Origin of the sequence: Actinobacillus delphinicola, from assembly GCF_900638385.1 — a bacterium.
GTDB lineage: Bacteria > Pseudomonadota > Gammaproteobacteria > Enterobacterales > Pasteurellaceae > Actinobacillus_C > Actinobacillus_C delphinicola.
In genome coordinates, this window is sequence record NZ_LR134510.1 from 506,279 (window position 1) to 525,987 (window position 19,709).

Below are 19,709 nucleotides of genomic sequence, written 5' to 3' on the forward strand. Positions count from 1 at the left end.
TAATTTGAACATTGTAAATCGTATTTTTACTTGGTTTGAGTCACGTATTGATCCTTACCCAGAAAATAATCCCCAACAATTACAACATGGATTATTCGGCTTTGTTTGGTCAAGTCTTAGTGGTATGAAAGGGTGGATCCTACTTCTCGCTTTCCTCACCATGGGAACAGGCATCATTGAAGCCCTACTCTTCCAATTTATGGGAGTAGTAATCGACTGGCTAGGGAAATACACGCCACATCAACTTTGGCAACAGAAAGGCTATCTATTACTAGCTATGGCTGGCGTTTTAATTGTCAGCGTGTTCTGGTCATTCTTCTCTACTACCACTCGCCTTGAAGCCTTACAAGGGAATTTCCCCATGCGTTTACGTTGGGACTTCCACCGCCGCATGCTCGGACAAAGCCTTAGCTTTTACCAAGATGAATTTGCAGGGCGTGTTTCTGCAAAAGTCATGCAAACTGCACTGGCAGTGCGTGATAGCGTACTAACACTCGCCAATATTATGGTGTATATCAGTGTTTATTTTGTCACCTCAGGCGTTATTCTTGTTTCATTAGATACCTATCTCATTTTGCCTTTTTTAGTTTGGTTGGGGCTTTTTGTTACTATTCTCTATTTTATTATTCCTCGCCTTTCTAAAACCGCACAAGAGCAAGCTAATGCGCGTGCTTTGATGACAGGTCGAATTACAGATGCTTACGCAAATATTACTACCGTAAAATTATTCTCTCACGCCTCTCGTGAAGCAGATTATGCTAAACGTTCAATGGAAGAATTTATGATTACGGTACGCAAGCAAATGCGTTTAGCCACATATTTAGATACATTAACTTATGCCAACAACGTACTTTTAATTCTATCCACATCTATTTTAAGTATTTGGCTTTGGAGTGCGAGTTTAATCGCAGTTGGGGCAATTGCGACGGCGATTGCGATGACTTTACGTGTGAATAGTTTATCACATTGGATTATGTGGGAATCTGCGCGTTTATTTGAAAATATCGGTATAGTAAATGATGGGATGCGTACGCTTTCAAAACCGCATACGATTCTCGATAAACCGAATGCTCACCCATTAAACGTAGGCAAAGGTGATATTCATTTTGAACACGTTGATTTTGCCTACGGTGATGAACCGTTGCTAAAAGATTTTAATCTTCATATTAAACCGGGTGAAAAAGTCGGTTTAATTGGACGCTCAGGTGCTGGAAAATCGACTATCGTGAATCTTTTATTGCGTTTCTATGAACCGCAATCAGGCGAAATTAGTATTGATAACCAAAATATCGCCGATGTAACCCAAGAAAGTTTGCGTGCAGATATCGGCTTAGTGACACAAGATACCTCGCTTTTACATCGAAGTGTGCGTGATAATATTATCTACGGTCGCCCAGATGCAACTGAGGAAGAAATCTTACAAGCTGCAGAACGTGCAAAAGCGGCGGATTTTATTCCACATCTTACCGATCCAAATGGTCGTTCAGGTTTAGATGCACATGTGGGTGAACGTGGCATTAAGCTCTCAGGTGGACAACGTCAACGTATTGCGATTGCCCGTGTTATGCTAAAAGACGCACCTATTTTAATTCTTGATGAAGCAACCAGTGCTTTAGATTCGGAAGTAGAAACTGCGATTCAGGAAAGTCTTGATAAAATGATGGAAAACAAAACCGTGATTGCAATCGCTCATCGTCTTTCCACCATCGCAGCGATGGATCGCCTTATCGTCTTAGATAAGGGGCATATCATTGAACAAGGTACGCACCAAGAATTACTTGCCAAAAACGGACTTTATGCCAAATTATGGCAACATCAATCAGGTGGATTCTTAAATCAAGATAATGCTTAAATAAAAACACGCCCCAATTTTCATAAAAATTTTCGAAAATTGGGGCGTATTATTTTCAATTCAATTAATTTGCATCAATTTGAATATTGGCATTCTTGCGTAATAAATCAATCCAATTCTTTTCAAGATTACCCAGTTTCTTACGCATCAGCATTTCATACGCTTTTTGCATATAAACTTCATTAGTTACATTTTGCTGACGACTTCCTGTCACTTCTAAAATATGCCAGCCAAATGTGCTTTTGAAAGGCTGAGAAATTTTGCCTTGTGGCGTGGATAAAATGGTTTTTGCAAAAGCAGGCGCATACATATCAGGGAATTGATAACCAAGATCGCCACCATTCGCACCTGATAAATAATCTTTAGAATATTCTAATGCTGCTTTTCCAAAACTTATTTTTTTCGTCAAAATATCATTGCGGATTTTAGTTAATTTTGCTTTCGCTTCACTGTCGGTCATCAATGGATTGATAGTCAGCAGGATATGGCGCACATCATATTGTTTAGCTGTAATTGGCGCATGTTTTCCAGCAGTTTTTGCCTCTGCCTCTAGTTTTTTCGCTAATGTTTGAATCTCATTACGATTAATACTTTGGCGTAACGTATTGACTTCTTGTCCAATTACTTGATCACGTAAAGTGGCTAAACGTACCTGTTGCTGTAAAGCTGGTGCAATCTGAGCTGCCAACTGTGAACGATATTGTTCAAGGTTCACACCTTGTTGTGTTAACGCTAATAAAAACTGCCCATAACTCATACCATTTTGTTGGGCAATCAATTGCATTTGACGATCCACTTCTTGTTTTAAAATTTGTTGAAATTGTTGTTGTGGAACCGTGATTTTTGCCTGTTGTAAAGTCGTTGCTAATAAAGCTTGATTAATCAATTCATTCAAGGCTTCCTTACGAGCGGCAGGCGTTGCTTTATGATGCTGTAATAACTGATTAACTTGACTTTGCAAGATAGGTGCACCATTAACACTTGCTACAACACGATCACCGAGAGATTGCGCTTGAGCATAAAAAGCAGAAAATCCTATACAGGAAACGAGTAAAGTTTGTAATGTTTTTTTTCTCATTAGATTTTTCCTAAAATTCAACTATTTATTTAGTGTATAAATTGAACAGAAAGTTCCCTACGCATCTGCTAATACCACATCATAAAAACCGTCAGAATGTTCGGTATGTACCTGAACGTCTTGCTGAAGTGTCGTTGCAACAACCTTACCAACATAATCTGCCTGAATAGGAAGTTCACGATGACCTCTGTCAATAAAGGCAACTAATTCAACACGTTTTGCACGTCCAAAACTTACTAGAGCATCCAACGCTGCCCGAATCGTACGACCAGTACAAAGAACATCATCCACTAAAATGACCGTCTTATTATCAATATTAATGAAACTTGTTGCACCATAATAAGTTGGATAAAGTTCTGTATGTTCATCTATAAAATCATCACGATAAAGCGTAATATCAACATCAAAAGATGGCAGACTTTTATTGGTGAATTTTTGAATCTGTTCTTTCAATAAATGGGCAATATCTGCACCACGACGTTTAATACCCACGATGACAATTGAAGACAAATCATCATGCTTTTCAACAATTTCATAGGCAATCCTAGAAACAGTATGAATAAATTGTGTGCTATCAACAATATCTTGTTTATTCATCGCAATTCTCCTAACAAATGGATGATTTTCAAACATTATAGCTTAATTTTTAATAAAATTGCGCTTATCTTCAATTTTGTAAATAATTCTGTAAAATTTCTTGCGTAAATTGTTTGCGTAAATAAAAACCAAGAGGCAAGGTTTGAATAAGCTCGCCTTGAATATTAATGCCCGTTGTTAACGCTCGACTATTGGCGGCTTTAGGACGTAATTGTAATACTTCCCCTAATGTTGCATTAATTTCTTGGACACGCCCAAGAATAATGTAATCCATTAATTCTTCCCAATCACGTTTTAACAATAATTCTTGCTGTAGCGTCGGTTTCCATAAAATCGGGGCTCCAACACGGCGCATGGCTAATGGAATATCTCTTTCTCCTTCAATAGGAATCCAAAGAACTTTTGACAATTTGTAACGCACATGGCTCGTTTCCCAAATAATACCCGTTGTTTGTGTCAAAGGTGCAAGACTTACAAACGTCGTTTCTAAAACCTTTCCGTTACGATCGATCGGCAAAGTTTTTAATTCAATACCCAGTGCTTGGAAATCACGTTCGGCTTTACTACCTGCTGTTGCACCAAGAGCTTGCTCAATTAAATTTCCTACCCAACCTTTATGTCGCTTTAAATTATCAGGTACCATTACATTAAGCATTTGTGCAATCTCTGCAAAAGTAAGCCCAGCAATAGCCCACGCTCTTTCTAAAAGCTCATTTTCTGTTTTAGGGGGAAATGAATGAATAACCACATGACCTTCTTACAAAAACGCACCGAAAAACGGTGCGATTTTAAATTGTTTATTAACAATGGTGTTTTTCACGATAAGCAACTAAATCTTCAATCGTCATTACGGGATAATCGAATTGTTTTGCAAAGGCAATAATTTCAGGAGCGCGTGCCATCGTGCCATCATCATTGGTGATTTCACAAATTACACCTGCTGGCTTAAATCCTGCCATACGAGCTAAATCAACAGAAGCTTCTGTATGACCACGACGCACTAGGACACCACCTGTTTGAGCTTTTAATGGAAAAACATGTCCTGGGCGATTTAAATCATTCGGCACTGTCTTTTCATCAACCGCTGTTCTAATCGTCATAACACGATCGCTGGCGCTCACACCTGTACTTACCCCTTTGGCTGCTTCGATTGTTACCATAAATGCCGTGTGATTAACACAATTATTATTTTCAACCATAACAGGTAAATCCAATTCTTTGCAACGCTCATCCGTTAAACAAAGACAAACGATACCACTGCCATAACGGATAAGTTGTGCCATTTGTGGAGCAGTAATGGTTTCAGCAGGGAAAATAAGATCCCCTTCATTTTCACGATCTTCATCATCTAACACAAGCACGCCTTTGCCTGCTTTTAATGCAGCAAGTGCACGTTCAACACGTTCTTCTGCGTTTCCGAATGAAGATAAAATAGACTGATTCATAGTAAAATTTCCTTGAAATAAAATTGTTGTACTTGAATCAGGGCTTGATGGAAAAGTAAAAGACGATAAAAAATCGTCCACAAAATCACGGAGTGATTAAAATTCTCTTTCATCCAGACTATCACTGTCGGCTTTGGATTCTCACCAAATCTGCTGTCTTTGCTTAGGCAAACGCTCGTGGGCTTATTTTCGCTACTGGAAACTTACCACCGGTAGGGATTTTCACCCTGCCCTGAGAACTCGCATAGTATAACCGAATTCCTTGATAAAAAAAGCGTCTTTCCCAGTAAAATAGACAAGAAAAAATTTTTCTTTAGGACTAAGATTGCATACAATATTCTCTCACTTATGAATCATTCGGAGGCAATCATGTCAGATTTCGATAAAGATAAAATTGAAAACTTTTTCCACCAAATTCAAAGTGCATTACCCGCTGGCTTAAAAGAATTTAGCCAAGATACGGAAGAAAAATGCAAAGCCTCATTTAAAGCACGTTTAGTGGCATTGGGCTTTGTCACAAAAGAAGAATTTGAAGCCCAATCCGCTCAAATTAAACAATTACAAGATCAAATTACGCTTCTTCAAGAACGCCTTGCGGCTTTAGAAGGTAAGCAAGATCAATAAAATTAATAATATCTAAGGACTCGTGTATGACGGATTTTTCATATCTACAAACAAAACGTAAACAATTGCAATTAAAAGTTAATGATGTTTGTCAAAAAGCTCAAATTACACGAGCCTATTTTAACCAATTAGTCAGTGGAAAAATTAAAAATCCAAGTGCTGCAAAACTCCAAGCATTACATGCGGCATTAGAAATTAATGAGGATCCGATGCGTAAAGTGGGTGTCATCTTTGGCAAGTTCTATCCCGTGCATACTGGACATATCAATATGATTTACGAGGCATTCAGTAAAGTTGATGAATTACATGTAGTCGTATGTAGCGATACTGAACGAGATTTACAACTTTTCCTTAACAGTAAAATGAAAAAAATGCCTACTGTTCAAGATCGTTTACGCTGGATGCAACAGATTTTTAAATATCAGAAAGGGCAAATCTTCATTCACCACCTCATTGAAGACGGTTTACCAAGTTATCCTAACGGCTGGCAAGGTTGGGCAGATCGTGTTCGTACACTCTTTGCCGAAAAACATTTTCAACCTTCCGTCGTTTTTAGTAGTGAGATCCAAGATAAAGCGCCATACGAGACTCATTTAAATTTAAACGTTGAGCTTGTCGATCCACAACGGAATTTCTTCAACGTTTCTGCAACAAAAATTCGCAATAATCCGTTTGAATATTGGAAATTCATTCCGAAAGAAGTACGTCCATTCTTTGTAAAAACTATCGCAATTTTGGGCGGAGAAAGTAGCGGTAAAACCGTCCTAGTCAGCAAACTAGCCAATGTATTTAATACCACCTCTGCTTGGGAATATGGACGTGAATTTGTCTTTGAAAAACTTGGCGGAGATGAGCAAGCTATGCAATATTCCGACTACCCTAAAATGGCAATTGGACATCAGCATTATATTGATTATGCGTTACGCCATGCTCATAAAATTGCGATTGTGGATACCGATTTCATTACTACCCAAGCCTTCTGTATCCAATACGAAGGAAAATCTCACCCATTCTTAGACTCCATGATCAAAGAATATCCCTTTGACGTAACGATTCTCTTGGATAATAATACGAAGTGGGTTAACGACGGATTACGTTCATTAGGTAATCAAAAACAACGTCAGCAATTCCAACAATTATTAAAAAAATTATTACATAAACATAATATTCCTTATATTGAAATTGAATCACCAAGTTATTTGGAGCGCTACAATCAGGTTAAAGTTATTGTAGAAAAAATTCTCAATAACGAAGAAATTGAACCCTTATTTACACGGGAGTAACCTATGATCCTATTTGCTGGCGATCCTCATGGTAGGTTCGATCACTTATATCCTTTTTTAAAACCTGACGAAAATGGTCAACTTCCTGCTGTCATTTTATTGGGGGATATTCAAATCCATTCTCCTGATGAATTAGATGAATTAGCGAGTCGTTGCGATCTTTGGTACATTCATGGCAACCACGATACCCGCACACCTGAAAATTATGATGCATTATGGAATGATAAATGGAAAGATCGCAACTTACATAAAAAAGTACAAACGATCCAAGGCGTACGAATTGCAGGACTTGGCGGTGTATTCCGTGGGAAAATTTGGATGCCTCCTAATAAACCGATGTATCAAGATCCGATTCATTATTGCCAATATTGCTACCAAGAAAATTTATGGCGACAAGGATTACCATTACGCCATCGAGCAACAATCTTTCCTTCAGATATTGAGGCACTCTCTAGCCAAAAAGCTGATATTTTAGTCACTCATGAAGCACCAAAACCTAATCCGTATGGATTTGCTGTATTAAACCGACTAGCTCAAAAAATGGGGGTCAAACATATTTTTCATGGTCACCACCACGAAAACTATGTTTATCAACATTTCAAAAAATACTCGCATCGAGTCACTAATGTCGGCTTCCGTAGCTTAACTGATATCAATGGGCATTATCTTCTCACTAACATTGACGATCGTTAATTAAACACGCCCCCAATTTCCAAAAAATTTTTATTTTTCATAACTTTTGAGCATAGGCGCTATGCATTTGCTCAAAAGTTGTTTAGTATATGATCCACATCAATAAAATAATAAATTTTGGGATAAATCTACTTTATACAATTGGGAGACTCGTATGAAATTATCGCGTCGAAATTTTATTAAACGTGGGGTTATTGCGGGGATTACTGTCTATACGGTTCCTGCACTAGCCCAGTTTAAACTTGATCTAGATGGACAAAGCAACCAAGTGAGTCCAGACCTTTATGAAAAATGGTCCACCAACGGTGAAACCAATTTCCGCATTGATGCTATTGCCAAGGTGACTGGCGAAAAAATTTATGGTCGTGACTTACGTGCAACAGACATCGAAGGTTGGCCAAACTCACAAGCATTCGCTTACTATATCCGTGCCACTAAAGCCGATCAGCTCTATGAGGGCATTGATATTGATTTTTTACCCGCACCATTAAAGCCAATAAAAATCATTACCGCAGAAATGCTAGAACAAGATGGAATTGTTCTGCCTCACTTCTATGGTAAAAATCCGTTAGTAAAAATTGGTACTGTGCCAGATTATTTAGGGCAAGCGGTTGCTTTATTAATTTTCGATAATTTTCTTGCTTATCGTGAGGCGAAAAGCCTATTACAATTTAATCAATCTATCGTGAAATATGGTGCTAAAGCACCGCTAGCTTGTAAAACCATGAATCCATGGGGAGTTCATCGTATTACCCGTATAGAAGGAAATCCGCAAGGTACCCTACCAGATAAATATAGTCCACTACAAAATGGTCTTCCCCACGTTGATTATGTTAATTACAAACCGAACTGGCCTGCTCCAAATGCGAATGGCACCCCATTAGAACAACAAATGGCAGTTGCCGATGAAATTTCAAAAAGTTTCGAGAATGAAGATTACTATATCCTCAATCGCACTTACAAAACGCAATTTGTTGATCCAATGTTTATGGAGCCAGAATGCTTTAACGGTTGGTACGATGAAAAAACACAAACATTCCATACTATTCCAACCTTGCAATCTATTGAAGATTTCTATACCAATGTTGCCAATATGTTGGCAAATGGTCCATTAGCAGGAAAAGTCAAAGATTTAATTGTACATTCTCCCTATGTAGGTGGCGGTTTTGGCGGTAAAGATCACTCTATTACCGCATACTACGGTTTAATTGCGGCCATGTATCATCACAATCCAGTGCGCTTGGCAAACGATCGTTTTGAACAATTCCAAACGGGATTAAAACGTCACCCATTCGTTATGGAAAATCGTTTAGCGATTGATAAAAAAACAGGAAAATTCCAGGGTATCATCAGTAATATGCAACTTGATGGGGGCGGTCGTGCGAATTTAAGTTCTGCTGTGGCATCAGTTGGAGCAAGTGGTTTGCAATCAATTTATTATTTCCCACAAAATGATATTACAGCTGTTGCTTACGTATCGGAAAACCCAGCTGCTGGTTCAATGCGTGGTTTTGGTACAGTACAAACCATGTTTGCCATGGAAAATATGGTCAATGAGGCTGCTCAGGCCTTAAATATCGATCCGATCGAATTACGTTTACGTAATGCACTTCAACCAGGTCAAGCAAATACGCAAGGTGGCGTCCCAACCAGTCCAGAACGCTACACTGATATCTTAAAAGAAGTTCAAAAACATGATATGTGGACAAAACGTGCCGAACGTAAAAAAGCACATGAGGCGAAATATCCAAATCAAAAATTCGGTACGGGTTTTGCAATCTGTACTAAAAAATTCGGTACGGGTAACGATGCGCCAGCAACCTATATTGAGATGAACGAAAAAGGTCAACTCATCGCAGGAATCACTGCTGTTGAAATGGGTACGGGTGCGCAAACGGGTCAAGCTGCTGTAATGAGTAAGTATCTTGGTCATGGTGCAGATATTATGAATTTAACTGAAGTTAAGGCATGGGATGCCTTACAAATGCAAGCAACCAAATCACCTTATGCCATGACGGAAGATTACGTTAAGCAGATGCAACAAAATCCACGTTGGGTGACCACGAAAGTATTCGATTCTGCTGCCTCTAACTCGGCTTATTTCCAAAGTAAAACTACAGAAAATGCGGCAAAAATTATTTTCCGCTACGGTTTATGGCCTGCCGCCAAAGCGATTTGGTCAAAACTTTACTTCTCAGGAAGCCAATATGCAGATATTAATTTCGGTGCACCTGAAGAGGCGAGTTGGGTTGATGGAAAACTTACAACTCGTGGCTTCATTCCACTTGATCTACCAACACTAGCTCAATATGCCCATCAACACGGTTTTGTGACCTCAGCAATGGTACATAGTTATAACAGCTGGGCGTGGGTAGAGGCAGACTTCACTATTGAAGGTGAAACCCAACGTTACGAATTAGACGCCGTGGCTGTAAAATACGGTAAAGGTGCAAGTAAAGATAAACAAGCCTTAATGACTAGCCAAGGCTGGCACGTATTAGATCGCACTAATACTGCGTATCCGTCTCCAGCACTTCGTCATGCAATGGGAACGTACTATGCACCTTGTGCAACAATCGTTGATGTGGCTATTGATATGGGCTCTGGCGCAACGAATGTTATTCGCACTCAATCTTGGGTTGATGCTGGTCAAGTAATTGTTAAAGAGCTTGTTGAGGGGCAATTAGAAGGCGGTATCGCAATGGGTATCGGTCATGCACTTTATGAAATCTTACCAAATGGTGAAGAAGGTCCAGGTAATGGTACATGGAACCTTAACCGCTACCAAGTAAGCCGTGCAAACAATGTTGGTGTTTGGGAAATGAATAGTATTCTTGTCCCACCAGTGGGTAAGAATGATCAACATAAAGGAATTGCCGAAGTCGTGATGATTCCTGTTATTCCTGCCATTATTGAAGCGATTTACCAAGCAACTGGCACCCGTTTTTACCACACTCCTGTAACTCCTGCTGATATGAGAGAGGCCCTACAATGATTACTGTATCAATGACAATTAACAATAAAAAAGTAGGTCCAATTGAAGTACCTGCAAGTTTAAAAATGATTGAATTTTTGCATGAATATCTTTCGCTTACTGGCACAAAATTTGGTTGCGGTGCGGGAATTTGTCATGCTTGTACCATTATTGTCGATGAAAAAGATGGCACATCACACACAATGCGAACTTGTATTAATGGTGTGGGTGACTTTAACGGTAAAGTACTTCGAACAATTGAAGGTCATGCAAAACGTAACGCACTTGGACAAATTACAGCATTAAGCCCAGTGCAAGAAACTTTTATTAAACACTTTTCCTTCCAATGCGGTTGGTGTACTTCAGGCTTTGTCAATGAAGCAACCGTATTAGTGGAAGATCTTAAGAAAAATCCGATCGAAAAAGATCAAATTGAAGCACGCATTGAAGATGCGTTAAAAGATCATATTTGCCGCTGTACTGGTTATCGCAAATATTATGTTGGTCTGCGTGATTTAATTCTTTCACAGGGGGGATTAGTAAAATGAAAAAAATCTTAACGCTTAGCATGCTTGGGCTTGCCAGTGTGAGTGCATTTGCACAACCTTCGCCGCAAGCAAATGATAAAAATGAAAATCTCGCACTTATTGCGCGTGGGGCTTACCTTTCAGCAGCTGGTGACTGTGAAGGTTGTCATACCATTCCGACAGGACAAACTTATGGTGGCGGTCGAGCATTCCCTACACCTTTCGGTACTATTTACTCAACCAATATCAGTAGTGACAAAACTTACGGCATCGGTAATTATACTTACCAAGAATTTGTGGATGCCGTCCAAAAAGGCGTTTCACCGCATGGTAATCTTTATCCTGCAATGCCATATGCATCGTACCAAAAAATTAGTCCAGCAGATATGAAAGCACTTTATGCTTATTTTATGCAGACGAAACCAGCCACTCAAAAAAACCGTGAAAATGATGTCATGTTTCCAGCAAACATTCGCTTCGGTTTAAAATTTTGGAACTGGCTTGAAGTGAAAGATTCACCATTTAAAGTAACGCCTGGTAAATCAGAGACGTGGAATCGTGGTAAATATTTGGTAGAAGGCTTAGGACACTGTGGCGAATGTCATACTCCACGTAATTTCCTAATGGGTTCTGAAACCAATAAAGCATTGCAAGGTAATGTTATTGATGGTGTGAATGCGCCAAATATTACCGCACAACGCTTAAAAGAAGAAGGTTGGGACGCAAAACAACTGACTGATTTCCTCGCAACAGGAAAATCAGCGAAAGGAACTGCTTTTGGTGAAATGTTTATTGTTGAAAAACACAGCCTAACCCAGCTTAGCAAGGCAGATATTGATGCGATGGTCACTTATCTACTTGATGGTGATACAACAATTCGTAATCGCAAAATTCCGCTTACCTTTACCGCTGCCCAGCAAGCAATGCCAGGCTATGGCACCTATATGGCAAAATGTTCTGGTTGTCATGGTAACCGTGGTGAGGGAATCCCAAATCTTGCACCGCCACTACAAGGCAACGCAACGCTTGCGAATCCAAATATCTATAACACGGTTGAAGTGATTATGAATGGCATCAATGCCCAACGCTATAATCGTAATCAAGCTTACTATGCAATGCCAAGCTATCCGAAAATGGATAGTAAAACTATGGCAGATTTAATCACATTCTTGCATCAGGCAATGACGGATCAAACGAGTACAGTTACTCAACAACAAGTCGAAAGCGTCATGCAAAAAGTAAATAAATCTTAATAAATGACGCCCCAATTTCCGTAAAAATTTATGAAAATTGGGGCGTGTTCTTATGTTTTATGCCAATTGGCGCAATTTTTGAATCAAATCATAGTTCGCAGGGGGAAAACTTCCTGCATCCAGATCCTGCTGATTTACCCACATTCCAACTTGCCCCTCACGCCCAAAAGGCTCATTCACCCATTCATCGACTAAATAAAAATAAAACTCAATAATTTTATGCGGATAGTCATAAACAAATTGCTCAAAAAGCTCGGCTTTTAAAACTTGAATACCAATTTCTTCTTCTAATTCTCGATCTAAAGCCTGACGTGGTGTTTCGTCATTTTTTACCTTACCGCCTGGAAATTCTAAGGCTTGTGCAAAATCTTTGCCTTCTAAACGTTCGGTAAGATAAATTTGTCCAAGTGCATTACGGATAATCCCTGCCGCAACCTGCACACGTGGCTTGTCTGCCATTTTTTTACTCCTAAAAAGAAAAAGCGGTAAACAAATAGATTTACCGCTTTATTTGTTATTAATTAATCAAATTTTCTCGCTCGGTTTCCATGACAATGTTTATATTTTTTGCCACTTCCACACGGACAAGGTTCATTACGCCCAATCTTATGATCAGACTCATCTAAAGGCATTTCCTCACCATTTGTTTGATAATGAGTAGCTTGGCTGTCTGCTTCCGCTTGACGAGCAGCCTCTGCGGCACGTACTTCATCTTCCGTTCTTACTTGAACACGGCTTAATGTGCTGATAACACTTAATTTTAATGCATCAAGCATATCAGTAAACATTTGGAAGGATTCACGTTTATATTCTTGTTTTGGATCTTTTTGTGCGTAACCACGTAAATGAATACCACGGCGTAAATGATCCATTGCAGAAAGATGTTCTTTCCAAAGTTCATCTAAGGTTTGTAACATCACGCCTTTTTCAAATTGACGCATCGTTTCTTCACCAACTAACGCTTCTTTTGCTTTGTATTCTTTTACTGCCTCTTCAATAATACGTTCACGTAAACGTTCTTCATCAAGTGTATGATCATCTTCAATCCAATCTACAAGAGGAAGATCTAAACCAAAATCTTGTTTTAAACGTTTTTCTAATGCTGGAACATCCCACATTTCTTCTAAAGATTGTGGCGGAATGTATTCATCAATAACTTGATTAAAGACATCTTGACGAATGGCATCTACACTTTCAGCTAAATTATCGTTATCTAATAATTCATTACGTTGTGCGTAAATCGCATGGCGCTGATCGTTTGCAACATCATCAAATTCAAGCAAGCTTTTACGTCCGTCAAAGTTATGGTTTTCTACTTTTGCTTGCGCTGATGCAATCACTTTCGCTAGCATCTTAGATTCCATACCTTCGCCCGCAGTGCTAAACGCTTTACGCATCAGATTGAGTTTTCCTTCGTTAAGATAAATACGCATTAACGCATCATCTAAAGAAAGATAGAAACGTGTTGAGCCTGGGTCACCTTGACGACCAGAACGACCACGTAACTGGTTGTCGATACGACGTGATTCGTGACGTTCTGTACCAATAATATGCAAACCACCTGCCGCTTTTACGATATCGTGACGTTCTTGCCATTTCGCTTTAATCGCATCAATTTGTTCTTGAGTCGGATTTTCTAACTGCTCTACTTCAACTTTCCAGTTACCACCAAGCATAATATCGGTACCACGACCTGCCATATTAGTTGCAATAGTTACCGCACCCGGTGCCCCTGCATTTGCGACAATTTCTGCTTCTTTAGCGTGGAATTTCGCATTCAATACATTGTGCGGAATCCCTGCTTTTTGAAGGGCATGTGATAACGCTTCAGATTTTTCAATAGAAACCGTACCCACTAACACTGGTTGTTGACGTTTAACGCAGTCTTTAATGTCTTCAATGATCGCATTAAATTTATATTGTTCATTTTCGAACATGATATCTGTTAAATCTTTACGTTGAACAGGACGATTCGTTGGAATTACGACAGTTTCCAATCCATAAATTTCTTGGAATTCAAACGCTTCTGTATCCGCTGTACCTGTCATACCTGCAAGTTTTTCGTAAAGACGGAAGTAGTTTTGGTATGTAATAGAGGCAACAGTTTGGTTTTCACCTTGAATTTTTACCCCTTCTTTCGCTTCGATCGCTTGGTGTAAACCATCTGACCAACGGCGACCAGCCATAGTACGACCAGTGTGTTCGTCAACGATGATAATTTCACCATTTTTAACAATATAATCGACATCTTTTTCAAAAAGCGTATTCGCACGTAAAGCCGCATAAACATGGTGTAATAAAGCAATATTTGCTGGCGAGTAAAGGGTATCGTTTTCCGCCATCAAGCCTTCTTTTACCAATAATTGCTCAATTTTTTCTTGACCACGTTCGGTGAGATACGCCTGTTTGGTTTTTAAATCTAAGGTATAGTCGCCTGTACCTTGATAATCATCACTGTCTTCTTTATCTTGCTTAATCAGATTCGGTACGATTTTATTTACCGCAATATAAAGTTCACTGCTATCTTCAGCAGGACCAGAAATGATTAATGGCGTACGTGCTTCATCAATTAAGATAGAGTCCACTTCATCGACTAATGCGTAATGCAATTCACGTTGGCAACGATCTTCTGGGCGGTGTGCGAGGTTATCACGTAAATAGTCAAAACCTAATTCGCTATTGGTCGCATAGGTAATGTCAGCAGCGTATGCGGCACGTTTTTGTGCAGGATCAAGCCCTGGTACATTTACGCCAACAGTCATACCTAAAAATTCAAAAAGCGGGCGGTTTGTTTCCGCATCTCGACTTGCGAGATAATCATTTACGGTCACTACGTGTACGCCTTTTCCAGAAAGCGCATTCAAATAACATGGTAAAGTTGCGGTAAGTGTTTTACCTTCCCCTGTACGCATTTCAGCGATACAGCGATCGTTTAATACCATACCACCAATTAATTGCACATCGAATGGACGCATCCCCAGTACACGACGACTTGCTTCACGAACAGTTGCGAACGCTTCTGGTAAGATATGTTCTAATTTCTCACCTTTTGCCAAACGTGCTCGGAACTCTGCAGTTTTTCCTTTTAATTCTTCATCACTAAGTGCTTCAAATTGTGGTTCTAATTTATTGATTTGAGCAACTTTTTTATTTAAACGACGCAAAATACGGTCATTACGGCTACCTAAAACTTTAGCAAAAATTGTACTTAACATAGGTTTCTCTTTTAAAATAATAGAATAAAAATAATATTAACTAGTTGATTAATAAAGTAAAATAATTAAAAAGTCAAAATGCGATGTTCTGGACCGGCACGAATCAAAATGCTTAGGAAGAAAAAGTGAGAGAATTGCCCTAATACATAACGTTCAAATTTAGGGTCAACATTGGCGTGAGTAAAATGGTGAGGTAATTGCTGATCAGCCATCTGTTGCTGAACTGCCACACTATTTTTTTGCAATTGTGTCATGAGTGTTTGCACACTCACTGGATCGCCCGTTTGGCTATCATGATGGCTATTCGCTAAAGAAAAAATAGCGAGCAAGCCAATTAAAAGCGGCGACCAAAAATAAGACTTACTTTTTATCACGAGTACAAACCTTTATGACACAATGAGAATAATTTACTAAATCTTTCGTATTGTAGCGGAATTTCGCTACAATGTCATAAATATTACCAATTAATTAGCAATTATGGCCCATCAAAGTACCCCTAGAAATATTCAACAACTGCTAAAAAGTAGCACTCTCCTCAAACATTGCCAACAACAACACCATGAGCAAAGTATTGAAGACTGTATTAAGGACAAGCTCGCCTTTTTGAATCATTTTCCGCACCGTTGTTACGCTTTTTCAGAAGATACCTTAGGCATTGATATTCCTAATGCGATGTTACGCTACTCTATTTTAGCTCAAGAAAAATCAATTCTTACGGCACTGCAACGCCACTACCCTCAATTCATAAAATTGCGTATTCACATTAATCCCAAATTAAGTCGTTAAAACAAAACGCCCCAATTTTCGAAAAATTTTATGAAAATTGGGGCGTCATTTTAATTTAAGCGTTTAGAATCAAATTAAGCTTCATGCTCTTTTTTATATTCTTTCGCAGCTTTAACAAAACCTTCGAATAATGGGTGACCATCACGCGGTGTAGAAGTAAATTCTGGGTGGAATTGACTTGCTACGAACCATGGATGGTTTGGTACTTCGATGATTTCAACAAGTTTTTTATCTGCTGATAAACCAGAAATACGTAATCCTGCTTTTTCAAGTTGTGGACGTAATTGGTTGTTTACTTCATAACGGTGACGGTGACGTTCTTCAATGGTTTCTGCACCATATAATTTACGTGCAAGGCTACCTTCCGCTAAGTGACATTTTTGAGCACCTAAACGCATTGTACCGCCAAGATCAGAATTTTCGCTACGTGTTTCAGTTTGACCGCTTGCATCTTGCCATTCTGTAATTAAACCAATTACAGGTTCTGGACAATTTTTATCAAATTCACTTGAGTTCGCCTGTTTTAAGCCAGCTACATTACGTGCATATTCGATATAAGCAACTTGCATACCTAAACAAATACCAAGATATGGGATTTTGTTTTCACGTGCATATTGTGCAGTTAAAATTTTACCTTCCACACCACGGTTACCAAAACCACCTGGTACTAAGATACCATCTAGACCGTGAAGCACTTCTGTACCTTTGGTTTCAACGTCTTGTGAATCAATGTATTTGATATGGACCGTTAAGCGATTTTTTAATCCTGCATGTTTTAATGCTTCGTTTACAGATTTATAAGCATCTGGTAATTCAATATATTTACCAACCATACCGATAGTCACTTCACCTGTTGGGTTCGCTTCTTGGTAAAGTACTTGTTCCCATTCACTTAAATCCGCTTCTTTGCATTCAAGATGGAAACGGTTACAAATGAAATCATCTAACCCTTGCGATTTTAATAATGCAGGGATTTGGTAAATTGAATTTACGTCTTTAAGTGAGATAACCGCACGTTCTGGTACATTACAGAATAATGCAATTTTCGCACGTTCGTTTGCAGGGATCATACGATCTGAACGGCAAACTAAAACATCAGGTTGAATACCGATAGACAATAATTCTTTTACAGAATGTTGAGTTGGTTTGGTTTTCACTTCACCCGCAGTTGGGATATAAGGCACTAAAGTTAAGTGCATAAATAAAGTGTGCTCACGACCAACATCTACGGCTAATTGACGTAATGCTTCTAGGAATGGAAGTGATTCGATATCACCAACAGTTCCACCCACTTCAACGATTGCCACATCGTGACCTTTACCGCCTTCTAAAACGCGATCTTTGATTTCGTTAGTGATATGTGGAATAACTTGAATAGTCGCGCCTAAGTAATCACCGCGACGTTCTTTACGTAAAACTTCTGAATAAATACGACCAGAGGTAAAGTTGTTCGCTTTGGTCATTTTAGTACGAATAAAACGTTCATAGTGCCCCAAGTCTAAGTCGGTTTCTGCACCGTCTTGGGTTACGAATACTTCACCGTGCTGCGTAGGGCTCATTGTGCCTGGATCCACGTTGATGTATGGATCAAGTTTCATCATTGTGACATTTAAGCCACGGGCTTCTAAAATAGCTGCAAGAGAAGCTGCTGCAATTCCTTTACCTAATGAAGAAACGACACCGCCTGTTACGAAAATATAATTCGTTGTCATATAAAACCTTTTTTGCTTGGAGTAAAAATGAATAACGTGGTTGCTTATTGTTCAATAAACAACCACGAATTAAGACGGGAATATAGTCTACAATAAAGTGAGTGCGAACTCAATTTATCTTGCTAATTATTTTTTTAGTGTTTGAATATACGCCGCTACGGCTTGCATTTGTTCGTCGTTTAAACGGGATTTGGCGGGATTTCCTGGTCCTTGGATTAAGCCTGCTTTACGCATTTGCAACGCTTTTACAATCGTTTCTTGATCAAGCTGATTAATAATTGCAGAACGACCAAAAGCTTTTTTATCTGCATGGCGACCATGGCAAGTCGCACAATTATTTTCAAAAATTTGTTGTCCTTCGGCGATCATGGCAGCATCTGTAGTAGATGCAGCTGTCGAAGTTGAGGCTGTCGGTGTAACATCTGCATGAGCGAACGCTACTGCACTGATTGCCCCAGCAAGTAAAATCATTCTTTTCATAATTTAACCTTTAAATAATTTTTCTAATTCTTCATCAGGAATAATACTTTCAAACTTCGCCTGAATTTTACCATTTTTATCCGCATAATACGTGGTCGGTGTCCCCACAAGATTATACCGACCCGCAGTAATTTTTATCTGATCAATGCCTACACTAAACGGATAATTCTCTTTTGCTAGAAACTTTTTAAGTTTATCACTTTGCCCATCAATATTAACTGCTAAAATTCGTAAAGGTTGTGGATACTTGTCATGGAAAGCAGCAAATTTTCGTAGCTCGACAATACACATTCCACAATTTTGCGACCAGAAGTTAATCAAAAATGGATGACCTTTAAAAGCATCTAGCGTAAGTTGATTGCCATTAATATCATAAACAGCAACGGGCGGTGCATCTTGACCGATGACCACATGCTGATCCTTGCATGCCCAAAGGGATGCAAGGATTAAACCAAAACTTAATAATCGTAACGAAGATTTCAGGTATTTCCTCATCATACTACTCACGTTCTAATTTACGCTGATTCTTTTCTTCACGTAAAAATTTACCATGTTGTAAAAAGATCGTTCTATCCGTTAATTTTCCTAAATCTGGATTGTGCGTAACCATGACAATCGTGCGTCCTTGACGATTTAATTCTGTTAATAAATCTAACACCAATTTTTCATTCACTTCGTCCAAGTTCCCCGTTGGTTCATCGGCGAAAATAACAGGCGGTTCATTGACTAAAGCACGAGCAATACACACTCGTTGTTGTTCCCCACCTGAGAGTTGGCTTGAACGGTGATCCATACGATGCCCTAGCCCTACTTGCTCTAATACTTTTTTCGCAGCGGCTTCATCAACGACGCTGTGGTAGTATTGTGCGAGCATGACATTCTCAAGGGCAGTCAAATATGGAATTAAGTGAAATTGTTGGAAAACTAAACCAATTTTTTCGGCACGAAAACGTTGGCGTCCTTCTTCATCAAGTTGTGCAGCATCAACGCCATCTAGAATAACCTTCCCATCACTCGCCGTATCAAGCCCAGTTAAAATATTCATTAATGTCGTTTTACCTGAACCCGACGCTCCCATGATGGTGACAAATTCGCCTTCTTTAATTTGAATACTAATGTCTTCTAAAGCGGTGACTTGTCCAAAACGTTTATATAAATTTTGAGTTTCAATAACAAAATTCTTCATAATT

General features: G+C 39.1%; 19 protein-coding genes and 1 riboswitch. Of the genes, 8 read left to right on the forward strand and 11 right to left on the reverse strand.

Annotated features, from left to right (window positions below; genetic code table 11):
• The first annotated feature begins 10 nt into the window (after positions 1-10).
• The gene (locus EL259_RS02295; RefSeq protein ID WP_126600825.1) at positions 11-1,852 is read left to right on the forward strand and encodes an ABC transporter ATP-binding protein; all 1,842 of its coding nucleotides are present in this window, start codon (positions 11-13) and stop codon (positions 1,850-1,852) included.
• Between the two features lie 64 nt (positions 1,853-1,916).
• Here the strand turns inward: EL259_RS02295 and EL259_RS02300 are convergent, their stop codons facing one another.
• The 4 genes from EL259_RS02300 to ribB form a co-directional block, all read right to left on the reverse strand.
• On the reverse strand, positions 1,917-2,930 hold the full coding sequence (locus tag EL259_RS02300) for a peptidylprolyl isomerase (protein ID WP_126598632.1): 1,014 nt from the start codon (positions 2,928-2,930) through the stop codon (positions 1,917-1,919).
• 57 nt (positions 2,931-2,987) lie between these two features.
• Positions 2,988-3,527, reverse strand: a complete 540-nt coding sequence (gene pyrR, locus EL259_RS02305; protein ID WP_126598634.1) for a bifunctional pyr operon transcriptional regulator/uracil phosphoribosyltransferase PyrR — start codon at positions 3,525-3,527, stop codon at positions 2,988-2,990.
• Positions 3,528-3,597: 70 nt separating this feature from the next.
• Positions 3,598-4,269: a DNA mismatch repair endonuclease MutH gene (gene mutH / locus EL259_RS02310; protein WP_126600827.1), complete on the reverse strand. Its 672-nt coding sequence runs from the start codon at positions 4,267-4,269 to the stop codon at positions 3,598-3,600.
• 58 nt (positions 4,270-4,327) lie between these two features.
• Positions 4,328-4,972: a 3,4-dihydroxy-2-butanone-4-phosphate synthase gene (ribB, locus tag EL259_RS02315; protein ID WP_126598636.1), complete on the reverse strand. Its 645-nt coding sequence runs from the start codon at positions 4,970-4,972 to the stop codon at positions 4,328-4,330.
• Positions 4,973-5,069: 97 nt separating this feature from the next.
• A riboswitch (FMN riboswitch) is annotated at positions 5,070-5,216 on the reverse strand.
• A gap of 125 nt (positions 5,217-5,341) precedes the next feature.
• On the opposite strand from ribB, the gene EL259_RS02320 reads away from it, so the two are divergent.
• The 6 genes from EL259_RS02320 (at position 5,342) to EL259_RS02345 (ending at position 12,326) form a co-directional block, all read left to right on the forward strand.
• A complete protein-coding gene (locus tag EL259_RS02320) occupies positions 5,342-5,596 on the forward strand; it encodes an accessory factor UbiK family protein (protein ID WP_172594206.1) in 255 nt (84 codons plus the stop codon).
• Positions 5,597-5,622: 26 nt separating this feature from the next.
• Positions 5,623-6,879, forward strand: coding sequence for a multifunctional transcriptional regulator/nicotinamide-nucleotide adenylyltransferase/ribosylnicotinamide kinase NadR (gene nadR, locus EL259_RS02325; RefSeq protein WP_126598639.1), 1,257 nt, complete (start codon positions 5,623-5,625; stop codon positions 6,877-6,879).
• Positions 6,880-6,882: 3 nt separating this feature from the next.
• Positions 6,883-7,572, forward strand: coding sequence for a metallophosphoesterase family protein (locus EL259_RS02330; RefSeq protein WP_126598641.1), 690 nt, complete (start codon positions 6,883-6,885; stop codon positions 7,570-7,572).
• A gap of 154 nt (positions 7,573-7,726) precedes the next feature.
• A complete protein-coding gene (locus EL259_RS02335) occupies positions 7,727-10,567 on the forward strand; it encodes a xanthine dehydrogenase family protein molybdopterin-binding subunit (RefSeq protein ID WP_126598643.1) in 2,841 nt (946 codons plus the stop codon).
• Positions 10,564-11,094, forward strand: coding sequence for a (2Fe-2S)-binding protein (locus EL259_RS02340; protein ID WP_126598645.1), 531 nt, complete (start codon positions 10,564-10,566; stop codon positions 11,092-11,094). The genes EL259_RS02335 and EL259_RS02340 overlap by 4 nt, the downstream gene beginning before the upstream one ends.
• Positions 11,091-12,326, forward strand: coding sequence for a cytochrome c (locus tag EL259_RS02345; RefSeq protein ID WP_126598647.1), 1,236 nt, complete (start codon positions 11,091-11,093; stop codon positions 12,324-12,326). The genes EL259_RS02340 and EL259_RS02345 overlap by 4 nt, the downstream gene beginning before the upstream one ends.
• 57 nt (positions 12,327-12,383) lie before the next feature.
• Here the strand turns inward: EL259_RS02345 and mutT are convergent, their stop codons facing one another.
• From mutT to EL259_RS02360, 3 genes are all read right to left on the reverse strand, one after another.
• Complete coding sequence (gene mutT, locus EL259_RS02350; RefSeq protein ID WP_126598649.1) at positions 12,384-12,785, reverse strand: 8-oxo-dGTP diphosphatase MutT; 402 nt, start codon at positions 12,783-12,785, stop codon at positions 12,384-12,386.
• 62 nt (positions 12,786-12,847) lie between these two features.
• The gene (secA, locus tag EL259_RS02355) at positions 12,848-15,541 is read right to left on the reverse strand and encodes a preprotein translocase subunit SecA (protein ID WP_126598651.1); all 2,694 of its coding nucleotides are present in this window, start codon (positions 15,539-15,541) and stop codon (positions 12,848-12,850) included.
• 65 nt (positions 15,542-15,606) lie between these two features.
• On the reverse strand, positions 15,607-15,915 hold the full coding sequence (locus tag EL259_RS02360; protein WP_126598653.1) for a secA translation regulator SecM: 309 nt from the start codon (positions 15,913-15,915) through the stop codon (positions 15,607-15,609).
• A gap of 103 nt (positions 15,916-16,018) precedes the next feature.
• Here EL259_RS02360 and EL259_RS02365 point away from each other — a divergent pair, with 103 nt between their 5' ends.
• Complete coding sequence (locus EL259_RS02365; protein ID WP_126598655.1) at positions 16,019-16,327, forward strand: hypothetical protein; 309 nt, start codon at positions 16,019-16,021, stop codon at positions 16,325-16,327.
• A gap of 74 nt (positions 16,328-16,401) precedes the next feature.
• On the opposite strand, the gene pyrG is transcribed toward EL259_RS02365, so the two are convergent.
• From pyrG to EL259_RS02385, 4 genes are all read right to left on the reverse strand, one after another.
• A complete protein-coding gene (gene pyrG, locus EL259_RS02370; protein WP_126598657.1) occupies positions 16,402-18,039 on the reverse strand; it encodes a glutamine hydrolyzing CTP synthase in 1,638 nt (545 codons plus the stop codon).
• A gap of 126 nt (positions 18,040-18,165) precedes the next feature.
• Entirely contained in the window at positions 18,166-18,519 is a 354-nt protein-coding gene (locus EL259_RS02375) for a cytochrome c (protein WP_126598659.1), read from the reverse strand.
• Positions 18,520-18,522: 3 nt separating this feature from the next.
• On the reverse strand, positions 18,523-19,017 hold the full coding sequence (locus tag EL259_RS02380; protein ID WP_126598661.1) for a TlpA family protein disulfide reductase: 495 nt from the start codon (positions 19,015-19,017) through the stop codon (positions 18,523-18,525).
• A gap of 1 nt (position 19,018) precedes the next feature.
• Positions 19,019-19,705: an ABC transporter ATP-binding protein gene (locus EL259_RS02385; RefSeq protein WP_126598663.1), complete on the reverse strand. Its 687-nt coding sequence runs from the start codon at positions 19,703-19,705 to the stop codon at positions 19,019-19,021.
• Between the last annotated feature and the right edge of the window lie 4 nt (positions 19,706-19,709).